Source organism: Leisingera sp. M523 (genome assembly GCF_025141335.1).
In the GTDB taxonomy this organism is placed as follows: domain Bacteria; phylum Pseudomonadota; class Alphaproteobacteria; order Rhodobacterales; family Rhodobacteraceae; genus Leisingera.
Window position 1 is genome coordinate 191012 of record NZ_CP081036.1, and the last position, 21066, is coordinate 212077.

The following is a 21066-nucleotide window of genomic DNA, read 5'->3' on the forward strand; positions in this document are numbered from 1 at the left end:
CGCGGGGGTCAGGCTTGTTTCCGGCGGCTGAGGGCGGTGCGGAACTCCGACAGGCGGAAGGCGCCAATCGCTTGGCCTGCGGCGAAGTAGACCACGCCGCCCAGCACCACCAGGCCTAGCAGGGACAGGTAGCGCCAGTAATCCAGCGTGAACAGCCAGCCCGCCGCCGAAGCAACAGCATAGAGCACTGCCCCCATCACAGCCGAGGCTGCCAGGATGCGCCAGGCGCGGGTGCGGAACCGGGCGTCGAACCGGGCCTCTTCCCCCATGCTGCGGGCGCCGAGTGCCAGCAGTGCCACCATCACCCAGCCGGCAGCGGAGGCTGCGATGGCGGGGGCGATCCAGCCCAGTACCGGCTTCAGGCCAAAGGCCAGCGCGGCGTTGACAGCCATCGCAACCAGCGCGTAGCGAAAGGGGGTTTTGGTGTTCTCCCGCGCGAAGTAGAGCGGCTGCAGGACCTTTTGAAGCATGAAGGCCGGCAGGCCCGCGCCATAGATGGCGACGGCGATGGCGATGGCGGCCACATCCTCAGGTCCGGTGGCGCCGCGCTCATAAAGCACCGAGACCAGCGGCAGCGGCACGGTGATGAAGGCGACGGCAGAGGGCATGGCCAGCAGCAGCGAGAATTCCCCGGCGCGGGACAGGGCGTCCTGAGACCCGGCGCTGTCCCCGGCCCGCAGGCGGCGCGACAGGGCAGGCAGCAGCACGATGCCGACGGCGATGCCGACAACGCCCAAAGGCAGTTGATACAGCCGGTCGGCGATGAACAGCCAGCTGGCCGCCTTTTCGATGTCAGAGGCAACGTATTGCCCGACCACCAGATTGATCTGGGTGACTCCCATGGCCAGAGCAGCGGGCACGGCAACACGCATCAGGCTGCGCATTTCGGTGTTCCAACGGGGCAGACCGGGCCGCAAGGTTACACCAGCACGGGCGGCGGCGACCCAGACAAGCGCCAGCTGCGCGACGCCTGCCACCGGGATGGTCCAGACCAGCCACAGGACAACATCGCCGCCCATGAGGGCGCCGGCTGTCATCGCTGCACAGGCAAAAATGTTAAGGAGCACCGGTGCGGCGGCGGCGGCGGCAAAGCGGCCGGTGGCGTTCAGAACCCCGGAAAACAATGCGGCCAGCGACATGAACAGGATGTAGGGAAAGACGACATAACCGTACCCCACTGCCATATCGAACCGCGCATCGCCGACAAAACCGCCCGCCGTCAGCCAGACCAGTCCCGGCATGAACACCATGCCGAGCCCAACCAGCGCCAGCACCGCAGCAGCAAGCAGGTTGAAGGCCTGCTGGGCATAAGTTCTGGCGTCCTCTCCGGCCTCATACCGCTTGGAAAAGGCCGGCACAAAGGCGGCGTTAAAAGCGCCTTCGGCAAAGAAGCGGCGGAACATATTGGGCAGGCGGAAGGCCACGATAAAGGCATCCAGTACCGGACCGGGGCCGATGAAGGCGGCAATCAGGATCTCGCGGGCGAACCCTAGCACGCGGCTGGCCAGCGTCCAGAACCCAACGGTCAGGAAGCCCGAAAGCAGTTTGATCGGTTTCATACATCCGCCCGTTTTGCGCCTGCAGTGATGGCCTCGCGCAGTTTCTTCTCCAGAGTCCGCTGTTTGGATTCTGCATAGTATTTCAGGCCGAACATGTCTTTGACATAAAAGGCGTCCACCACCTGCTCGCCATAGGTCGCGATGACAGCGTTAGCAATATAGACATTGGCGGCCGCCAGCGCCCGGGCCAGATCATAGAGCAGACCGGGACGGTCGCGGGTGTCGACCTCGATGATGGTGTAGATTTCCGAGCCGTCGTTATCAAAGGTGATATGGGTCGGGACCTTGAAGGCGCGCTCCCGTTTCTTGATCTTGTCACGGGATTTCAGCGCGTCGCGGGTGATCACCTCGCCCTTCAGGGTCTTTTCAATCATCTGCTTAAGCCGGTGCAGGCGGATCGGGTCGAAAGGGTGGCCTTCGCTGTCCTGGATCCAGAAGGCGTCGGTTACATAGCCGTCCTTGGTCGTATAGGAGCGCGCATCCACCACATTGGCCCCGACCAGCGCCAGCGCGCCGGCGATGCGGGCAAAGATGCCGGGGTGATCTTCCATCACGAAACAAGCGCGGGTCGCATCACGGTCCACGTCCGGATAGAGCCGGATCATCACCTCGCCCGCGTCGCCCTTGGCGATATAGTCGCGCAGCATCTCGGCGAAGTCCACATGCGCGGTAATGTGCAGCCCGTGCCAATACGGCGGATAATGCCGGGCGGTTTCGGTTTTGAGATCGGCTTTGGACCAGTGCTGCAACGCCTCGCGCAGGGCCTTCTTGGCCGAGGCGCCGCGGTGTTCGCGGTTCAGCGCCTCCATGCCGCCCTCAAGCGCTGCACGGGTCTGGCCGTAAAGCGCCCGCAGCAGGGCCGCTTTCCAGTTGTTCCAGGTGTTCGGACCAACGCCGCGGATGTCGCAGACTGTCAGCAGCAGCAGCAGGTCCAGCCGTTTGACCGTTTGCACCGCCTTGGCGAAGTCACGTACCGTGCGAGGGTCGGCAATGTCGCGTTTCTGCGCCATGTCGGACATCAGCAGGTGATAGCGCACCAGCCATTCCACGGTCTCGCATTCGGAGGGTTTCAGCCCCAGCCGCGGCGCCACCTTGCGGGCGATCTGCGCCCCCAGGATCGAATGATCCTGTTCGCGCCCCTTGCCGATGTCATGCAGCAGCATCGCCACCATCAGCACCTTGCGGTTCAGCCCCTTGCGCAGGATCGAGGAGGACAGCGGCAGCTCATCCTCCAGCTCGCCGCGTTCGATGGCGGCAAAGTTGGAGATCACCTGAATGGTATGCTCGTCCACCGTATAGGAGTGATACATGTTGAACTGCATCATCGCCACGATCGGCTCAAACTCGGGCAGGAAGGCGGATAGCACGCCAAGTTCGTTCATCCGCCGCAGCGCGCGTTCGGAATTGCCGTGTTTCAGCAAAAGGTCCAGAAAGATGCGCCGGGCTTCTTTGTCGTTGCGCATGCCGTCATCGATCAGCCGCAGATTGGCGGTGACCAGCCGCATGGCGTCCGGATGGATCAGCATGCCGGTGCGCAGGGCTTCTTCGAAAATCCGCAGCAGGTTCACCCGGTCGGCCAGAAAAGCTTCCGGATCCAGCACATCCAGCCGGTTGTGCACCACCTTGTAGCCGGGCTTGATTCGCGGGCGGCGGCGGAAGATGCGTTCCAGCAGCGGCGCGCCTTTTTGCTGGCTGGCTTCCAGTTTGGTCAGGAAAATCCGGGTCAGGTCGCCGACCCGTGTGGCATGGCGGAAATACTCCTGCATGAAGATTTCCACCCCGCGGCGTCCAGCCTTGTCCTTGTATCCCATGCGGGTAGCAACCTCGACCTGCAGGTCAAATGTCAGCTGCTCAGTGGCGCGGCCGGTGGCAAGGTGCAGATGCGCGCGCACCGCCCAGAGGAACGTCGCGGCCTTGGCAAACCGCTCCAGCTCTGCCGGGCGGAACAGGCCCAGCGGCACCAGGTCTTCGGCGTCCTGCACCTGGTAAAGGTATTTGGCGATCCAGAACAGCGATTGCAGGTCGCGCAAGCCCCCTTTGCCCTCTTTCACGTTGGGCTCAACCATGTACCGCTGGCCCTGCTTCAGATGGCGGGCGTCGCGCTCGGCCAGTTTCGCCTCGATGAAGTCCGGCGCGTCCTGGGAAAACAGCTCGGCCTTCAGCCGCTTTTCCAGCTCCTTGGCCAGCGGCGCGTGGCCGGCCAGGAAACGCTGCTCCAGCATTGCGGTGCGGATGGTGTAATCCTCGCCGCCCAGCCGGATGCAGTCCTTGATGGTACGGCTTGAATGGCCGACCTTCAGCCGCAAGTCCCACAGGATATAGAGCATGGATTCAATCACGCTCTCGGCCCAGGCGGTGATCTTGTAGGGTGTCAAAAACAGCAGATCGACGTCCGAGGCAGGGGCCATTTCGCCCCGGCCATAGCCGCCAACCGCGATAACCGCGATGCGTTCGCCGCGGGTCGGGTTGGCCAGCGGATGAAGCAATTCGCCCGCGACATACAGCGCCGTGGTCACCAGACCGTCGGTCAGGAAGGTGTAAGAGCGGGTCAAGTCCCGCGCCGCAAAGGGGGCTGCGGCGAAGGCTTCGGCGATCGCTGCGCGTCCGGCCTTGTTTGCTTCCTTCAGAATCTTCACCGATTCCGCGCGCAGGGCCGCGGGGGTGTCGTCTTCTGCCAAGGCTATGATCCGGGCCCGGACCGCTGCGGCATCAAAGATGTCCGCAGGATCGCAGATCAGCGGCCCTAGCGGTTCGGGAAAGCCGTTGGCGGCGGGCTGCGCGGAGCCGGCAGCGGGTTCAGAACCCGGCACCGGTGAAGCTGCTTGGGGCAGGGTCAATGATCACGACCTTCTGTTCTTGGATGGTGGCAACCGCCAGGCCGCGGTCGTTGGTGCCGTCAGGCAACAGCCGGAAGATGCCGCCGGCCCCCTGGAAACCGGCCCCTTGGGTCAGCGCCGCGCCGGTCAGAGCGTCGGATTTTCCAGCAGCCACCAGCGCGCCGATTGCGGCAATCCCGTCATAGGCCAGGCTGCCGATCGAATGCGGCGATCCGCCATAGCTCGCCTGGTAGCGGGCGCTGAATTGCTGCACCTTGCCCTGGTCGGGCATCGCAAACCAGCCGCCCTGCACGCCGGGCAGGGCCAGGGTCTGGGCCGGAATATCCCAGCGGGTCAGGCCGATATACTGCTTTTCTGCCGGGTCCACACCGGCTTCGGGCAGCAGTTGCGCCAGCAGCGGCAGCGCGCCGGCTGTGGTCGAGGTCAGGAACACCGCATCCGCTTGGCGCGATTCATTGCGGATGGCAGGAATGGCGTTGATTACGCCCTGCTGGGACAGCTCATAACCGACACTGCCAGCGATATTGGCACCGGTCTGGCTTGCGGCGCGCTGAATGGCGGTGCGCCCGGCAACCCCGGCAGCATCGTTGCCGCCGACAATCAGAATGTTCCGTTTGCCGTTGCGGGATGCAAAACCGGTCAGCCTGCGGGCAGTATTGTCAAACGTCGGACCCAGGATAAAGACATTGCCGCCGGCAATCGCAGGGTTGTTTGAGAAGGCCAGCACGTTGACGTCGCGCTGCCGTGCCGCGATGCCCGCCGCATTGGCGGCTTCGGCGTATACCGGGCCTAGAATGATACGGGCGCCGTCCTTCAGCGCCTGCTGCGCCGCACCCGAGGCCACTTCGGGGCTGCCCGCCGTGTCATAAACCCGCAGATCGATCTGCACGCCTTGCAGGTCGGCAATCGCCATGCGGGCCGCGTTTTCCAGGCTTTGCGCCAGCACGCTGTCGCCCTGCTGCGCTGAGCCGCGCGGCACCAGCAGCGCCACCGGCACCGGCTTGGAGGTGTTGATTGTCGGGCCGCTGCCAAGAGAAACCGGGTCACAGGCAGTCAGGGCAATGGCGGAAACTGCCGCGGCAGCTGTCAGTGCCGCCTTGCGGGCGCGTTTGAAAACAGCAAACATAATGGACTTGAAACTCCGTTCTCCCGGCGCGCTGCGCCGTGTGGGTTTAAGGGCGGATCATAAACGACCAAAAAGGCGGGTCCAGCGTTGAATCACCAGAATGTCATATTGGCCCCAGGGCTTTACTTTGTTGCCACGCCCATTGGCACGGCCCGCGACATTACCCTGCGTGCGCTGGATGTGCTGGCCTCGGCGGATGTGCTTGCGGCTGAGGATACACGCTCGCTGCGCAAGCTGATGGAGATTCACGGCGTGCCCCTGGGCGGACGGCGGATCATTGCTTACCACGACCACAGCGGTGCCGCTGCGCGTGCCAAACTGCTGGAGGCGGTGGCAGAGGGCAAATCGGTTGCCTATGCCTCCGAGGCCGGAATGCCGCTGATTGCTGATCCTGGCTTTGACCTCAGCCGGGCGGCGGCAGAGGCAGGCCATACCGTCACCTGCGCGCCAGGCGCCTCGGCGGCGGCCACGGCGCTGACACTGGCCGGGCTGCCCACGGATGCGTTTTTCTTTGCCGGCTTTCTGCCCAATGCGTCGGGTGCCCGGCGTAAACGGCTGGAAGAGCTGCGGGAGATTCCCGGCACGCTGATCTTCTATGAATCCCCGAAACGTGTTGCGGCCTCGGTGGCGGATATGGCGGCGGTGCTGGGCAACCGTCCTGCTGCAATGTGCCGGGAGCTGACCAAGAAATTCGAAGAAGTGCGCCGCGCGCCGCTGGCTGATCTGGCTGCAGGGCTGGAGGAACGCCCGGTCAAGGGCGAGATCGTGCTGCTGGTGGACCGCGCGCAGGAAGCTGAGGTGAGCGAGGGCGATCTGGAAAGCGACCTGCAGGCAGCTTTAAAGGATAATTCGGTCAAGGACGCCGCCGGCATTGTTGCCGAAATGCACGGGCTGCCGCGCCGCAAGATCTATCAGCTGGCGTTGCAACTGGCGAAGGAAAATTAGGCCGTGTCCCGCACCCGGCAGTATCGCGGTGCCCGCGCCCATCTGGCGGGAGAGGCGGCGGAAGAGATTGTTGCGCGCCATTATGAAAACCGCGGCTACACCGTTGCGGAACGCCGTTGGCGCGGGCCGGGCGGCGAGATCGACCTGATCCTGCGCGGCCCCGAGGAACTGGTGTTTGTGGAAGTGAAGCACAGCTCTACCAATGCCGCTGCGGCCCTGCGGATTACGCCGCGGCAAGTGGAGCGCATCTATGCCAGCGCCGGGCAATATCTGGAAAACGAGCCGCAAGGACAGCTGACACCTGCCCGGTTCGACGCCGCACTGGTGGACGGCACCGGCGCGGTTGAGATCATCGAAAACGCCATCGGCCTGGACTGATCCGCTGCCGCCCCATTGAACCCCGGGGCGCGGTGGGCCATGTATCTGGCCAGTTTACAAGGGATACTGCCATGAAAATCGCCTTTCAGATGGACCCGGTCATGGGCGTGGACATCAACGCGGACAGCAGCTTCCGCCTGGCCGAAGAAGCGCAGGCGCGCGGGCACGATCTGTTCTACTACGCCCCCGATCAGCTGGCCTATCAGGAGGGCCGCATCACCGCTCGTGGCCATGACATGACCGTGCAGCGGGTGGCAGGTGCTCCGGCGGTGCTTGGCCCGGAGCGCGAGGCGGATCTGGCGGATTTCGACGTGGTCTGGCTGCGGCAGGACCCGCCGTTTGACATGCATTACATCACCTCGACCCACTTGCTGGACATGCTGAAGGGCCAGGCGCTGGTGGTGAATGATCCGTTCTGGGTGCGTAACTACCCGGAAAAGCTGCTGGTGCTGAATTTCCCGGAGCTGACGCCGCCAACCACCATTGCCCGCGATCTGCAGACCATCAAGGCGTTCAAGGAAAAGCATGGCGATGTGATCCTGAAACCGCTCTATGGCAACGGCGGTGCCGGCGTGTTCCGCCTGGATGCCAATGACCGCAACCTGACTTCGCTGCATGAGCTGTTCACCGGCTTCAGCCGCGAGCCGCTGATCGTACAGAAGTTCCTGCCCGACGTCAGCAATGGTGACAAGCGGGTGATTCTGGTTGACGGAGAACCTGTCGGCGCCATCAACCGGGTGCCTGCGGCAGGGGAAACCCGTTCGAACATGCATGTGGGCGGACGCCCCGAGAAGATCGGGCTGAGCGAGCGCGATCTGGAGATCTGCGCCGCTATCGGCCCGCTGCTGCGCGAAAAGGGGCAGGTCTTTGTCGGCATCGATGTGATCGGCGACTACCTGACCGAAATCAACGTGACGTCGCCGACCGGAATTCAGGAGCTGGAGCGCTTTGACGGTGTGAACATCGCCGAAAAGATCTGGCAGGCGATCGAAGCCAAGATCAGCTGATGAGTTGGCAGCGCCGGGCCCTGAACGCGTGGATGCGCTATGGCATGAAGCCGGTGCTGCAGCATACCAGCAGCCCGGAGCTGGCGCGGCAGGTGTTTGAGATCATGGCGCCGCGTCTGTATCCGGCGCTGCCCTTTACCCGGCTGCTGCCGCGGCCCGCGCCGGTGCCGCTGAACCTGATTTCAGTTGGCCGGACGCGCCGCAAGCAGATCATTCTGTTCCTGCATGGCGGCGCCTATCTGGCAGGCAGCGCCCGTGCCTATCAGGGGATGCTGTCCCGCCTGTCCCTGGCCACGGGGCTGGAAATTGCGGTGCCCGATTACCGGCTGCTGCAGGATGCGCCTTTTCCGGCTGCGTTTGAAGATGCACTGGCAGCCTGGCAGCATCTGCGCCGGTCGGGCTATGCCGCTGCCGATATCCTGCTGGCAGGCGACAGTGCCGGCGGCGGGCTGGCGCTGGCCTTGCTCGCCGCTCTGCTGGGGGAAGGGGAACGCCCCGCCGGCCTTGTGGCCTTTTCCCCCTGGTGCGATCTGACGCTGAGCGGGGCAAGTATTGAGGTCAATCGCTCCAGGGATGTGATCATCCCGGCAGGGCGGATGAAGGAAGCCGTTGATCAGTATCTCGCGGGTGCAGACCCTGCGGATGCCCGCGCCTCTCCGTTGTTCGCTGACTTCCCGAACCCGCCGCCGGTGCTGATTCAAGCCGGGGATACCGAGGTGTTGCTGTCAGATGCGCAGCGTATGGTGCAGCGTCTGGAGCAGGCAGGCGGCGCTGTGCGGCTCAGCCTGTGGCGCGATGTGCCGCATGTCTGGCAATTTATGGCGGGTCAGCTGCCCGAGGGGCAGGCAGCACTGGACGAAGCTGCGGCCTTCGCCACATCCGCCTTCGACGGCGGCTCAGCGGGCTGAGGGCAGCCTGAAGCTCAGCGCTTCGGCAAAATGCCGGCGTTGCACCCGGTCTTCGCAGGCCAGATCGGCAATGGTGCGGGCAACGCGCAGAATCCGGTGGTAGCCGCGGGCGCTGAGGCCAAAACGTTCGGCGGCCCGCAGCAAAAGATCACGGCTTTCGGCATCCGGCGCGGCAATATCTTCCAGCACAGCGCCTTCGGCATCCGCGTTCTGGCGCAGGCCGGGTTGGCCGCGGAACCGTTCTGTCTGCGTTTCCCGGGCGACCGCGACCCTTTGCGCCACCTGTGCCGAGCCTTCGGCACAGGGCGGCAGCTCCAGGTCGGACACATCCACCGGCGGCACGTCCAGATGCAAATCGAACCGGTCCAGCAGCGGGCCGGAAATACGCCCCAGATAATCCGCGCCGCACATTGGTGCCCGCGAACAGGCGCGGTTGGCATCAGCCAGATATCCGCATTTGCAGGGATTGGCAGCGGCGATCAGCATAAAACGGCTGGGGTATTTCACATGGGCATTCGCACGTGCCACCATCACCTCCCCGGATTCAAGCGGCTGGCGCAGGGTTTCCAGAACCGGGCGGCCGAATTCCGGCAGCTCATCCAGAAACAGCACACCATTGTGGGCCAGGCTGATCTCCCCCGGCTGCGCCCGCCGCCCGCCGCCGGCAATCGCCGCCATGGAGGCGGTGTGATGTGGTTCGCGGAAAGGGCGGGCGCGGCTGATGCCGCCCGCATCAATCAGCCCGCACAAGGAATGGATCATCGAGGTTTCCAGTGCCTCAGCCGGTGAAAGCGGCGGCAGGATCGAGGGCAGCCGTGCCGCCAGCATCGATTTGCCGGATCCGGGCGGGCCGATCATCAGCATGTGGTGGCGTCCGGCGGCAGCAATCTCCAGCGCGCGTTTGGCCTGTTCCTGGCCTTTGACGTCGCGCAGGTCCTTGCCGCCAAGCCCGCTGAGGGCTTCACCGGGCATGGACGGCTCGATACGCCGCTGGCCGGTGAAATGCTGGACCACCTCGGTCAATGTGGCCGCACCGATGACCTGTGCAGCATCGACCCAGGCGGCCTCGGGTCCGGACAGTTCCGGGCAGAGCAGCATGCGCCCTTCTTCTGCTGCGGTGACGGCTGCGGGCAGGGCGCCCGTGACAGGCATCAGCTGGCCGTCCAGCGACAACTCGCCCAGGGCTATGGTTTCCTCGGCCTTTTCCGCTGGGATGATGCCGATTGCCGCCAGCAGGGCCAGCGCAATCGGCAGGTCGAAATGACTGCCTTCCTTAGGCAGGTCCGCGGGTGACAGGTTTATGGTGATCCGGCGGGAGGGCAGGGCGATCGACATCGCAGCAAAGGCCGCCCGCACCCGCTCGCGGGCCTCGGAGACCGCTTTGTCCGGCAATCCGACCACCGAGAACGCTGGCAGACCGGGAGCAACTGCGCATTGCACCTCGACCAGCCGGGCCTCAACCCCTTGAAAGGCAACTGTGTACGACCGTGCCGTCATTTCTCCCCGCCCCTTCTGGTTCAGGGAGAAATGCTTGGTGATCGTGGTTTCCGAAGTGTTAATGCCAGCGGTGCCGCCCGGCGAATTCACGCAGAATTCGCGCTGGCCGCCGGTTCAGTCCAATGACCAGGGCCGCAGCGGCAGATCCCGCGCATAGGGTTCCGGGTCATAGCTGACCTCATGCGCCTGCTCTTGCCAGCGCAGTACTGCGGGGTCGGACAGCAGCAGCTTGCAATAGGCACGCGTGGCGGCAGAAACCGGCAGTCCGTAACCGATAATGCGTGCGGCAACCGGGGTATAGAACACATCCGCTAGCGAATACTCTGCGAACAGACAGCCCGCTGACTGGCCGGACACTTGGCGCGCATGGGCAAACAGCGTTTCGATCCGGTCCAGATCCGCCTTAACCGCGCCAGAAGTCTCAAACCCTTCGTAGATATGTGCCAGCTGCATCGGGCATTCGCTGCGCAGCGCGCTAAAGCCCGCAACCATTTCTGCCGCCAGCCAGCGCGCAGCGGTACGCTGTGCCGGGTCCGCGGGCCAAAGCCCGGCGTCCGGGTTCTGTTCGGCCAGCGTCTCGGCTATCGCCAGGCTTTCGCCAACAACCGTGCCCTCAGGCGTGCGCAGCGCGGGCACCAGCCGTGCCGGGGCCAGATGCGCCATCTCTTGCGCCATGGTTCCTGAGTACAGCCCTACCAGATGCACCGTATGGGGAAGGGAAAATTTTTCGAGCATGAGCCAGCCGCGCAATGACCAGCTGGAGAACATGCGGTCGCCGATATAGATTTCATAAGCCATGCGCAAAGGCTAGCGCGCTGCATTCAGTTTAGAAATGGAATGTTTATGATAGGGTTCATCACGGGCGGTGATTGATTGCACCTGTCTGCCAGCCCTCAGGTCCCAGAACGATTTCACTTACCGACAGGTTGTCGATCCGGTGGCTGAAAGCCTCTTCTGATGTCAGTAATGCCGCCCGCTGTATCTGGGTCAGGATTTGGCCGAAATGTCCCACGACGATCAAGTCGCAGCCCTGATTCGCGGTGATCAGCCCGTCAACAGCTGCGTTCACCCGGTTGCGGACCTGATTCCAGCTCTCGCCGCCCGGCGGCGTTACATCACCCGGCGTCTCCCAATAGGCCCGGATCCGGTCCGGGTCCTCGGCGTCCACCTCGGCCCAGCTTCTTAGCTCCCAGGCGCCGAAATGGATCTCGCGCAGCGCTTCAACATGGGGCAGGCGCTGACGGCTGCCTTGGATCGCGCTGGCGGTTTCAACCGCGCGCGATAGGTCGGAGGAGACAATCAAGGCGTCAGCCGGCAGGTAATCCGATAAACGTTTCAGCGCGGCGGCGTCAGACAGGTCCGCGGGCAGATCTGACCAGCCCACCATGCATTTTGCGTGCGTTGGTCCGTGCCGCACCAGGAACAGCCGGCTTGTCATAACGCCCCCTTCAGGACCAGCGGCAGCCCGGCGGTCACTTGCACAACAGTCTCTGCACGCGCTGCCAGTGCGATATTAAGCCGTCCCTGCGCTTCGCGGAAGCGGCGGGCCAGCTTGTTCTCAGGCACGATGCCAAGACCGGTTTCGTTGGAGACGATCACCAGGTCCGCGCGGCAGCGGCCGATTGCGGCCAGCAGGTCCTCTTGTGCAAACGCCAAATCATGCCCGGCCAGCAGATGGTTGGTCAGCCACATGGTTGCACAGTCCATCAGGCAGATTTGCCCCGCAGTCAGCGCATCCAGAACCCGGCTGGCTGTTTCTGGTTCCTCAACAGTGGTCCAGCCCTGCCCTCTTTGTTTGAGGTGGCGGGACACTTTTTCGCGCATTTCACTGTCAAAAATTTGTGCAGTTGCCCAGTAAACCCTGTCTTTTTCGGTGTTTATGCAGAGCTGTTCGGCAAAGGCCGACTTCCCAGAGGCCGCCCCGCCCAGAATAAAAGTTACATTTGCAGGCATTTTTTGCTAACCTGTAAGAACGAAGCCGTTCCTGTGGGTAAACGCAGGGCCCGGTTAAGACAAGAGACCGCAGTATCCCGGGGTTCCACTTATTAAGGCCGGGAAAGTCTGCACAGGGGCCAAAAAACCATTTTGCTTTTCCATTTTTGGCCCGTGGATGTGCCAATCGTCGTATCCAGTGCACTGATACTGCCGGCCTGCAGAAGACCCGGGCTCAACTTTGTTCCATGCGCGTCCCCAGGCGTCGGTAGTTTGTTAATTAGTTTCCGGGGGGAAATAAAATGGCACTAGATTCCACAATCGAAAACCCATTGCCGCGGCAGGCAATGAAGGCAGAACTTTTGGACGCCGAAACCGAACGGCGTCTGGCCTACGCGTGGCGCGATGACCGCGATGTGAAGTCGCTGCACCGGCTCATCAACGCCTATATGCGTCTGGCGATTTCCATGGCGTCCAAATTCAAGCGGTACGGGGCGCCGATGAACGATCTGATACAGGAGGCCGGGCTGGGCCTTATGAAGGCCGCGGATAAATTCGACCCTGACCGCGGGGTGCGTTTCTCGACCTATGCGGTCTGGTGGATCAAGGCGTCGATCCAGGACTACGTCATGCGCAACTGGTCGATGGTGCGCACTGGCTCCACCTCGTCGCAGAAATCGCTTTTTTTCAACATGCGCCGGGTGCAGGCACAACTAGAGCGCGAGGCGCGTGCGTCCGGTGCGCGGCTGGACCGGCATCAGCTGCATCAGAAGATTGCGACTGAAATCGGAGTGCCGCTGCGCGATGTTGAGATGATGGAGGGGCGCCTGTCCGGTGCCGACTTTTCGCTCAACGCGGTGCAGTCCACCGATGAAGAGGGCCGCGAATGGATCGACGCTCTGGAAGATGACACGTCACAGGCGGATGAGCTGGTTCAAGAACGGCACGACCGCCGCCAGCTGCGCAAATGGCTGGTGGGGGCGCTGCAGGCGCTGAATGACCGTGAACGCTTTATCATCACGGAACGCAAGCTGCGCGAACGCCCGCGTACTCTGGAAAGCCTGGGCACCGAACTGGGGCTGTCCAAGGAACGGGTCCGGCAGCTGGAGGCCGGGGCGTTCCAGAAAATGCGTAAATGCCTTGAAGGCCAGTCGCGCGAGGTGCACAGACTGCTTTCATGAGAAAGCAGATCAACTTCCTGAAAGTAATGCTAAGCGCCGCCTGTCTGGCGGCGCTTAGCCTGTCCGGCGCCCGGGCGGATGACTTGCCTGCGGCAGCCAGGCTGCTAAGCGGCGCCGATGTTGTGATTCTCGGCGAGGTGCATGACAATCCAGTGCATCACCAGCAGCAGGCAATTCTGCTGGCAAAGCTGCAGCCCAAGGCGGTGGTCTGGGAGATGATCACTCCAGAGCAGGCAGCCGCACTGGATCCTGAAACGCTGGCGAATGCACAGCTGACGGCCCGGCAACTGGATTGGCTGAATTCCGGCTGGCCGGACTTCAGCCTTTACGCGCCGGTGTTCGCAGCTGCTGCCAATGCCCGCCAGTATGGCGCACAGGTGCCGCGGGCAAAGGCTGCAGAGGCTTTGGAAATCGGCGTGGCTGCCTATTTCGGGGCTGAAGACGCGGCCCGCTTTGGTCTTAATCAGCCGTTGCCGGAGGCAGAGCAGGCCGCGCGCGAGGCGGATCAGCAGGCGAATCACTGTAATGCGATGCCGGTTGAGATGCTGCCTGTCCTGGTGGACTTTCAACGCCTGCGGGACGCCGCCCTGGCAGAGGCCGCGGATAGGGCACTTGCGGAAACCGGCGGCCCAGTGGCTGTGATCACCGGCAATGGCCATGCCCGCACCGACCGCGGGCTGGCTGTCTACTTGATCAAGGCCCGTCCGGGGGTGCAGATCCGCAGCCTGGGCCAGTCCGAGGGGGGCGGGATCAATGGGGTGTTCGATCTGGTGCTGAACGCTGCTGCTGTCAGCCGCCCGGATCCCTGCCTGGCCTTCCAAATTGGCGGCTGAAAGTCTCTGTACAGCACAGGGCCGGTCTGATTGGAAACGGTACCGCGCCGTGCGTAGCACGGCGCCCGGCCCAACACCGCCAGGGGCGGGGGCCGCGGGCCCGTGCCGCGCGGGGGCGGGAGCCTTTGCTTTGGCTTAGGCCGCCTTCCGCTGGGAAAACCGTTTCACACTTTCGCCGCAGCGCAGTAAGGTCGCGGGAAACGGGACAAGGGCGGACAAATGCTGGCTGGCAGACATATTCTCCTGATTATCAGCGGCGGCATCGCGGCCTATAAGTCGCTGGAGCTGATCCGCCGCTTGCAGGACAAAGGCGCGCGGGTGACCCCGGTTCTGACCAGGTCCGGCGCGGAGTTTGTAACGCCCCTGTCGGTCTCGGCACTCGCCGGAACCCCCGTGCATCAGGAGCTGTTCGATCTGACGTCCGAGGCCGAGATGGGCCATATCCAGCTGTCGCGCAGCGCCGACCTCCTGGTGGTGGCGCCGGCCACGGCGGATCTGATGGCCAAGATGGCGCAGGGCCACGCCAATGATCTTGCCTCGACCCTGCTGCTGGCCACTGACACCCCGGTGCTGCTGGCGCCTGCCATGAATGTGCGGATGTGGGAGCATCCGGCGACACAGCGCAATCTCGAAACCCTGAAAGCGGACGGCGTGTCCTTCGTTGGCCCCAATGACGGCAGCATGGCCTGCGGCGAATTCGGGCCGGGCCGGATGGCGGAGCCGGATGAGATTCTGACTGGCATCACCGCCAGGCTTGCGGATGGACCTTTGAAGGGCAGACGCATTCTGGTGACCTCCGGCCCGACGCATGAGCCGATTGATCCAGTGCGCTATATCGCCAACCGCTCCTCCGGGGCGCAAGGGGCAGCGGTGGCCCGTGCTCTGCGCGATTCTGGCGCGGAAGTGGTGTTTATCACGGGCCCGGCAGCGGTGCGCCCGCCTGAGGGCGTGCAGATTGTGCCGGTGGAAACTGCGCGCGAAATGGAGGCGGCTGTGCAAGCGGCACTGCCTGTTGATGCCGGAGTCTTTGCCGCGGCGGTGGCGGACTGGCGGGTCGCCAGCGCCTCGGACCGCAAGTTGAAGAAGTCCAAGGACGGGCTGCCGGTGCTGGAATTTGCAGAAAACCCCGACATTCTGAAAACAGTTGCACGGATGGCAAAGGGCCGTCCCAAACTGGTGGTTGGATTTGCCGCCGAGACCAACGACGTGGTGGAAAACGCCACCGCCAAGCGCAAGCGCAAGGGCTGCGACTGGATCGTTGCAAATGATGTCTCTCCCGCAACCGGCATCATGGGCGGCAGCGAAAACGCAGTGGTCCTGATCTCTGATGACGGCGCCGAGGAGTGGCCGCGCATGGGCAAGGATGACGTCGCCCGCAAACTGGCTGCGCGGATCGCTGCGGCGCTGGCCGGGTGAATTTGAGTATTTGAACAAAGATGAAGCAGGGGACGGGGATGGTAACAATCCGTGTGATCCACGACGAAGGCGCGGACCGGGATGTGCCGCTGCCGGCATATGAGACAACTGGCGCTGCGGGAGCGGATCTGCGCGCTAACCTGCCGGGCGGGGGCACGCTGACGCTTGAACCGGGCGCGCGGGCACTGGTGCAAACCGGGCTGCGCATCGAAATTCCCGCAGGCTACGAGGTCCAGATCCGCCCGCGCTCGGGCCTGGCTCTGAAACACGGGATCACTCTGCCCAACACGCCCGGCACAATCGACAGTGACTACCGCGGGCCGCTAGGGGTGATTCTCTTGAATGCAGGACAGGAAGCCTTTGAAATCCGCCATGGCGAACGCATCGCGCAGATGGTTGTGGCGCCGGTGCTTCAAGCCCGGTTTGAGCGTGCGGAGGCGCTCTCCGGCACCACCCGCGGCGATGGCGGCTTTGGTTCGACCGGGCGCGGCTGATGCTGCGCATTCTGATCCTGGCAGCGCTGATCTGGTGGGGCGGGCGGTTCCTTGGCCTGCCGCGCAATCTGCGTATTGGTTTGCTGGCAGTGCTGTTTGCGGCTGTACTGGCGGTGCAGCTGACCCTGCCGGACGGGCACGGTTTGCGGGAGAGCACCGGGGGCTCGGCAGCGCCTTGGCTTCTCTTGGGCGGTTTTGCCGTTGTGGCTGGTTTCTATGCGCGTATCGTGGCCGCCCTGAAGACCCGCGCCCAGCCTCAGGAAACGAACATGAGCCAGCCTGTCAGTACCTTCACCGAAAGCGAGCTTGACCGCTATGCCCGCCATATTGTCCTGCGGGAACTGGGCGGGGCGGGGCAAAAGAAGCTGAAGCAGGCCAAGGTACTGGTGATCGGTGCCGGCGGGCTGGGCGCGCCTGCGCTGCAGTATCTGGCTGCCGCCGGCGCGGGCACAATCGGGGTGATCGACGATGACGTGGTCGACAATGCCAACCTGCAGCGACAGGTGATCCATCGCGACGCAGACATCGGCAAGCCCAAGGTGTTTTCAGCCCAGGCCGCGATGCAGGCGCAGAACCCTTATGTCGACGTGCGCCCTTATAACCGGCGCCTGACCGGGGAGGCCGCGGAGGAGCTGTTTGCGGAGTATGATCTGATCCTTGACGGCACCGACAATTTCGAAACCCGTTATCTTGCCAATCGCACCGCCGTGGCGCTGGGCAAGCCGCTGATCTCTGGTGCGCTGTCGCAATGGGAAGGCCAGCTGAGCGTCTTTCACCCGGCCAAAGGCGGACCCTGCTACCAGTGCATTTTCCCCGAGGCACCGGCGCCCGGTCTTGCCCCCAGCTGCTCGGAGGCCGGGGTGATTGGCCCGCTGCCCGGTGTTGTCGGGTCAATGATGGCAGTCGAGGCGGTCAAGCAGATCACCGGTGCCGGTGCGGTTCTGCAAGGTGAGATGCTGATCTATGACGGGCTCTTTGGCGAAACCCGCAAGATCCGCATGGCCAGGCGGCCAGATTGCCCGGTCTGCGGCGGCGCCGGACACTCCTGACGAGACCTCGTTGTGAACGAAGCCTATTTCATTTCGCTGCTCTGCGGCGCCCTGTTCGGCGGCCAGCCGGAGACAGTGCATAAGTTCACCTATCCAGGCGGTGCGGCGTCAATCCGCACAGATTGCGAAAACAGTAACCGGGTCATCGAGTTCGGCCTCGATAAGCGCAGCAGCCTGGACAGCATCCAGCAGGCGTTATTTGCGGCAGAGATCACCGGTAAGGAGCCGGTGGTGGTATTGATCGATACCGATGGCAGAATGGGCCGTTTCGAGTGGCGCATCGCCCGGGCGGCCAATATCGCGGATGTTCCGATCCGCATCGTGCCAGCAGCGTTGACCAAAGGTGATGGCGCGAGCGGCTGACCCACCCGTGCCACAAGGTCAGAACCCCCGGTTCCGATCGGCGATCAGGTCTTCGGCGTCCTCCAGTCCGGCCGGCAGGCGGAAAATGCCGCCGCCGGCATAGGTGCGGTATTCTGCCTCTTGCGCCGGGTCGGGACGGGCTGAGCTTTCCATCAGCCCGCCATCTCCCTCCGGGCCACCAGCGACCGCCTCCAAGGTCCTGAACTGATAACCCGGCGGCATTACCGGTGACAAACACCGGGGACATATGCAGCGGTGGTGCCAAAGCACTTGTCGCCGGATCCGGCGCTTCACCGGCGTGGATCGCAGTGGATTGAATGCCTTTGCAGAGTTGCCCTTGGCCGTCGGAACCAACTGACGTTCCGCAAATTCCGGGCTGGTGCGCCCAGTCATTTGCAAGCCTAATTGCAGCTCCACGGCTTTCCCGTTAGCGTTCCCGGCAAAGGAGACCCGTATATGTCCAATCCGCTTCTGTCCCGCTGGGACACGCCGTTTGAAATTGCCCCGTTCAACAGCATCTCTGACGACGATTTTGCGCCTGCGCTGGAGCAAGCACTTGCGGCGCACACCGCACAGATCGACACCATCGCAAACAGCAGCGAGGCGCCTGGGTTTGCTAATGTGATCGAGGCGCTGGAAACTCCTTGCCGTGAGTTGGAGCAGGTGCTGGGTGTGTTCTTTACTGTGGCAGGCGCCGACAGCAACCCCAAGCGCGAGGAGCTGCAGCGGGTGTTCTCGCCCAAACTTGCCGCGCATTTCTCGGCGATCACCGCCAACAAGGCGCTGTATGCACGGGTCAAGGCGGTCTGGGATCAGCGCGATGTGCTGGATCTGACGCAGGAGCAGCAGCGCGTCCTGATGCTGACCCACCGCGGCTTTGTCCGTGGCGGCGCGGCGCTGGAAGGCGAGGCGGATACGCGGATGCAGCAGATCAAGGGGCGGTTGGCGACACTTGGCACTGAGTTCACTCAGAACTTGCTGGCTGATGAGCGCAGCTGGTTCATGGAACTGACCGAAGAGGATCTGGAAGGCCTGCCGGACTTCGTGATCAGCGCGGCCCGTGCGGCGGGGCAGGAAATGGGCAAGGACGGCCCGGTGGTGACTCTGTCGCGGTCCTTGATCACGCCGTTCCTGCAGTTCTCCCCGCGCCGGGATCTGCGCGAAACAGCCTTTAACGCCTGGGCAGCCCGCGGTGCGGGCGGCGGCGAAACCGACAACCGCGCCATTGCAGCGGAAACTCTGCAGCTGCGCGAGGAGCGTGCCCGGCTATTAGGGTATAAGAATTTCGCTGCCTACAAACTGGAAACCGAAATGGCCAAGACGCCGGACGCGGTACGCGGCTTGCTGATGGATGTCTGGGGCCCGGCCAAGTCCCGCGCCGATGAAGACGCCAAGGTCCTGACGGCGATGATGCAGGCGGACGGCATCAACGGTGACCTGGAACCCTGGGACTGGCGCTACTACGCCGGGAAACGCCGCAAGGCCGAGCACGATCTGGATGAAGCGGCGCTGAAACCTTACCTGCAGCTTGACCGGATGATCGAGGCCGGCTTTGCCTGCGCAAACCGCCTGTTCGGGTTGGAGTTCGCACCGCTTGACGTGCCGCTCTACCACCCGGATTGCCGCGCTTGGGCGGTGACCCGGAACGGTGCCCATGTGGCGGTCTTCATCGGCGACTATTTTGCCCGCGGCTCCAAACGCTCGGGCGCCTGGTGTTCGGCAATGCGCCAGCAGGCGAAATTCCCGCAGGTACAGGCGCCGGTGGTGATCAACGTCTGCAACTTCGCCAAGGGCGACCCGGCGCTTCTGTCCTGGGACGACGCCCGCACCCTGTTTCACGAATTCGGCCACGCGCTGCATCAAATGCTGTCGGATGTGACCTATGAAAGCATCTCGGGCACCTCGGTCGCGCGTGATTTTGTCGAACTGCCGAGCCAGCTGTATGAACACTGGCTGGAAGTGCCGGAGGTGCTGCAGGAATTTGCCACCCACGCGGAAACCGGCGAACCGATGCCGCAGGAGATGCTGGAGAAAGTGCTGGGTGCCGCCAACTTCGACATGGGGTTCCAGACGGTGGAATACGTCGCCTCCGCCCTGGTGGACCTGGCCTTTCACGACGGTCCTGCGCCTTCCGACCCTATGGCAAAGCAAGCTGAAGTGCTCGCAGAACTCGGGATGCCGCGGGCGATCATCATGCGTCACGCCACCCCGCATTTCGCCCATGTCTTTGCCGGAGACGGCTATTCCTCGGGCTATTACAGCTACATGTGGTCTGAGGTGATGGATGCCGACGCCTTTGCAGCCTTTGAGGAAGCAGGCGGTGCCTTTGATGCCGAACGCGCCAAGGCGTTGGAGGCGCATATTCTATCCACTGGCGGTTCGGTTGATCCGGCGGAGCTTTACACGGCGTTCCGCGGGCGGTTGCCCGGTGTGGAAGCGCTGCTGCAAGGCCGCGGCTTGACCGCACAATAGCCGGCATTGCGCAGTGCGATGCCCCTGAAATGGGTATTTAGGACCAGAAAGAAGCGATAGACCCCGGGCTTCTTTCTGGTCGAAAATACTCTGGGGGAATGCGCCGTCTGGCGCAGGGGGCAAAGCCCCTTCCTAATAACCGAGGCTGCGGTCCACCAAATGCAGCAGCGGCTCTCCAGCCTCGGCGCGGCGGATGTTCCCGGCGATCACTTCGGCAGCTGTGCTTTCGCGGGTTTCCGAGGCAATATGCGGAGTCACTGTCACATTGGGGTGCGCCCAAAAGGGATGCTCCGGCGGCAGCGGCTCAACGCGGAACACATCCAGAGTTGCATGCCCGATCCGGCCGCTGCCGAGTGCTGCCAGCAGGGCATCATCATCTATCAGCGGCCCGCGGCCGGGGTTAATGATCTTTGCCCCCTTGGGCAGCCAGCCAAGCGTCTCCGCATTCAGCGTGTTTTCGGTGGCGGGTGTATCGGGCAGCAGCAGGATCACAATTTCCGCTTGCGCCAGCGCGTCCTTCATACCCTTAGGCCCGGCGTGGCAGGTGATGCTTTCGATTTCTTTTTGCGACCGGCTCCAGCCTGACACCTGAAATCCCAGGGCTGACAGCGCTCTGGCCGAAGCAGTTCCAAGGGCGCCCAGACCCAGTATGGTCACATGGCGGTCCTTGGCCAGCGGCGGCGCCTTTGGTTCCCATTGCCCGTTTTGCCCAAGGATATGCGCGTCCATTCCAAGGTGATAGCGCAGAGTGTGGCCAACCACCCATTCGGTCATGCCCTGCTCCAGCCCGCTATCCACCATCCGGGTGAGCGGCACGGAGGCAGGCACGGCGGGCACGACCTTTTCCACACCCGCCCAAAGGCTCAGCACGGCCTTTAAGCGATCAAAGCGGGTGAAGTCGCTGATGGGTCCGCTGGGTGCAAAGACGATGTAATCCACCTCTTCCGGGGCGAAATCATTACGCAGTTCGGCATCCAGACCCAAACGGGCGAATTCCGCGTTCAGCAGCGGCTGGTAAGCGGGCCAGGCATCGGTGCGGCCGGCAAACAGGACATTGGCGGTCATGGAA

General features: G+C 63.4%; 20 protein-coding genes. 11 read left to right on the forward strand and 9 right to left on the reverse strand.

The annotated features are described in order from the left end of the window. Window positions 1-8: 8 nt before the first annotated feature. Genes murJ through K3557_RS00920 form a run of 3 tightly spaced genes read right to left on the reverse strand, consistent with a single transcriptional unit; the run spans window position 9 to window position 5522 of the window. Window positions 9-1559, reverse strand: a complete 1551-nt coding sequence (murJ, locus tag K3557_RS00910; RefSeq protein ID WP_259996970.1) for a murein biosynthesis integral membrane protein MurJ — start codon at window positions 1557-1559, stop codon at window positions 9-11. Continuing rightward, window positions 1556-4396 carry a [protein-PII] uridylyltransferase gene (locus K3557_RS00915; protein ID WP_259996980.1) on the reverse strand — a complete coding sequence of 947 codons (2841 nt, stop codon included), beginning with the start codon at window positions 4394-4396 and terminating at the stop codon, window positions 1556-1558. Before K3557_RS00915 ends, murJ begins: the two co-directional genes overlap by 4 nt. Next, window positions 4356-5522: a penicillin-binding protein activator gene (locus K3557_RS00920; RefSeq protein WP_259996983.1), complete on the reverse strand. Its 1167-nt coding sequence runs from the start codon at window positions 5520-5522 to the stop codon at window positions 4356-4358. The genes K3557_RS00915 and K3557_RS00920 overlap by 41 nt, the downstream gene beginning before the upstream one ends. 87 nt (window positions 5523-5609) lie before the next feature. Here K3557_RS00920 and rsmI point away from each other — a divergent pair, with 87 nt between their 5' ends. The 4 genes from rsmI to K3557_RS00940 all read left to right on the forward strand — a co-directional run bounded on the left by rsmI (window position 5610) and on the right by K3557_RS00940 (window position 8760). Continuing rightward, window positions 5610-6467, forward strand: a complete 858-nt coding sequence (rsmI, locus tag K3557_RS00925) for a 16S rRNA (cytidine(1402)-2'-O)-methyltransferase (RefSeq protein WP_259996991.1) — start codon at window positions 5610-5612, stop codon at window positions 6465-6467. A gap of 3 nt (window positions 6468-6470) precedes the next feature. Then, window positions 6471-6845 carry a YraN family protein gene (locus tag K3557_RS00930; RefSeq protein WP_259996992.1) on the forward strand — a complete coding sequence of 125 codons (375 nt, stop codon included), beginning with the start codon at window positions 6471-6473 and terminating at the stop codon, window positions 6843-6845. Window positions 6846-6916: 71 nt separating this feature from the next. After that, window positions 6917-7852, forward strand: coding sequence for a glutathione synthase (gene gshB / locus K3557_RS00935; protein ID WP_259996993.1), 936 nt, complete (start codon window positions 6917-6919; stop codon window positions 7850-7852). Continuing rightward, on the forward strand, window positions 7852-8760 hold the full coding sequence (locus K3557_RS00940) for an alpha/beta hydrolase (RefSeq protein WP_259996995.1): 909 nt from the start codon (window positions 7852-7854) through the stop codon (window positions 8758-8760). The genes gshB and K3557_RS00940 overlap by 1 nt, the downstream gene beginning before the upstream one ends. Here K3557_RS00940 and K3557_RS00945 read toward each other — a convergent pair. The 4 genes from K3557_RS00945 to cobU all read right to left on the reverse strand — a co-directional run bounded on the left by K3557_RS00945 (window position 8749) and on the right by cobU (window position 12210). Then, on the reverse strand, window positions 8749-10257 hold the full coding sequence (locus K3557_RS00945; protein ID WP_259997005.1) for a YifB family Mg chelatase-like AAA ATPase: 1509 nt from the start codon (window positions 10255-10257) through the stop codon (window positions 8749-8751). The two genes, K3557_RS00940 and K3557_RS00945, sit on opposite strands and share 12 nt — an antisense overlap. Window positions 10258-10371: 114 nt before the next feature. Beyond that, window positions 10372-11055, reverse strand: a complete 684-nt coding sequence (locus tag K3557_RS00950; RefSeq protein WP_259997012.1) for a glutathione S-transferase — start codon at window positions 11053-11055, stop codon at window positions 10372-10374. A 58-nt stretch (window positions 11056-11113) separates the two neighbouring features. After that, complete coding sequence (locus K3557_RS00955; protein WP_259997014.1) at window positions 11114-11695, reverse strand: histidine phosphatase family protein; 582 nt, start codon at window positions 11693-11695, stop codon at window positions 11114-11116. Next, window positions 11692-12210, reverse strand: coding sequence for a bifunctional adenosylcobinamide kinase/adenosylcobinamide-phosphate guanylyltransferase (cobU, locus tag K3557_RS00960; RefSeq protein WP_259997015.1), 519 nt, complete (start codon window positions 12208-12210; stop codon window positions 11692-11694). Before cobU ends, K3557_RS00955 begins: the two co-directional genes overlap by 4 nt. Window positions 12211-12491: 281 nt before the next feature. Between cobU and K3557_RS00965 the strand changes: the two genes are divergently transcribed. From K3557_RS00965 to K3557_RS00990, 6 genes are all read left to right on the forward strand, one after another. Next, window positions 12492-13370 carry an RNA polymerase factor sigma-32 gene (locus K3557_RS00965; RefSeq protein WP_129369519.1) on the forward strand — a complete coding sequence of 293 codons (879 nt, stop codon included), beginning with the start codon at window positions 12492-12494 and terminating at the stop codon, window positions 13368-13370. Continuing rightward, a complete protein-coding gene (locus tag K3557_RS00970) occupies window positions 13367-14203 on the forward strand; it encodes a ChaN family lipoprotein (RefSeq protein ID WP_259997017.1) in 837 nt (278 codons plus the stop codon). Before K3557_RS00965 ends, K3557_RS00970 begins: the two co-directional genes overlap by 4 nt. A gap of 219 nt (window positions 14204-14422) precedes the next feature. Then, complete coding sequence (gene coaBC, locus K3557_RS00975) at window positions 14423-15619, forward strand: bifunctional phosphopantothenoylcysteine decarboxylase/phosphopantothenate--cysteine ligase CoaBC (protein WP_259997026.1); 1197 nt, start codon at window positions 14423-14425, stop codon at window positions 15617-15619. 38 nt (window positions 15620-15657) lie between these two features. Continuing rightward, window positions 15658-16113: a dUTP diphosphatase gene (dut, locus tag K3557_RS00980; RefSeq protein ID WP_259987582.1), complete on the forward strand. Its 456-nt coding sequence runs from the start codon at window positions 15658-15660 to the stop codon at window positions 16111-16113. After that, window positions 16113-17162 (forward strand): HesA/MoeB/ThiF family protein, encoded by a 1050-nt coding sequence (locus K3557_RS00985; protein ID WP_259997028.1) that lies wholly within the window; start codon window positions 16113-16115, stop codon window positions 17160-17162. Before dut ends, K3557_RS00985 begins: the two co-directional genes overlap by 1 nt. Window positions 17163-17174: 12 nt before the next feature. After that, complete coding sequence (locus tag K3557_RS00990) at window positions 17175-17525, forward strand: hypothetical protein (RefSeq protein ID WP_259987578.1); 351 nt, start codon at window positions 17175-17177, stop codon at window positions 17523-17525. Window positions 17526-17543: 18 nt separating this feature from the next. Here the strand turns inward: K3557_RS00990 and K3557_RS00995 are convergent, their stop codons facing one another. Beyond that, entirely contained in the window at window positions 17544-17678 is a 135-nt protein-coding gene (locus K3557_RS00995) for a hypothetical protein (protein ID WP_259997029.1), read from the reverse strand. Window positions 17679-17981: 303 nt separating this feature from the next. Here K3557_RS00995 and K3557_RS01000 point away from each other — a divergent pair, with 303 nt between their 5' ends. Then, window positions 17982-19997, forward strand: a complete 2016-nt coding sequence (locus K3557_RS01000) for a M3 family metallopeptidase (protein WP_259997031.1) — start codon at window positions 17982-17984, stop codon at window positions 19995-19997. Window positions 19998-20129: 132 nt separating this feature from the next. Here the strand turns inward: K3557_RS01000 and K3557_RS01005 are convergent, their stop codons facing one another. Then, window positions 20130-21062: a glyoxylate/hydroxypyruvate reductase A gene (locus K3557_RS01005; RefSeq protein WP_259997032.1), complete on the reverse strand. Its 933-nt coding sequence runs from the start codon at window positions 21060-21062 to the stop codon at window positions 20130-20132. Window positions 21063-21066 lie beyond the last annotated feature (4 nt).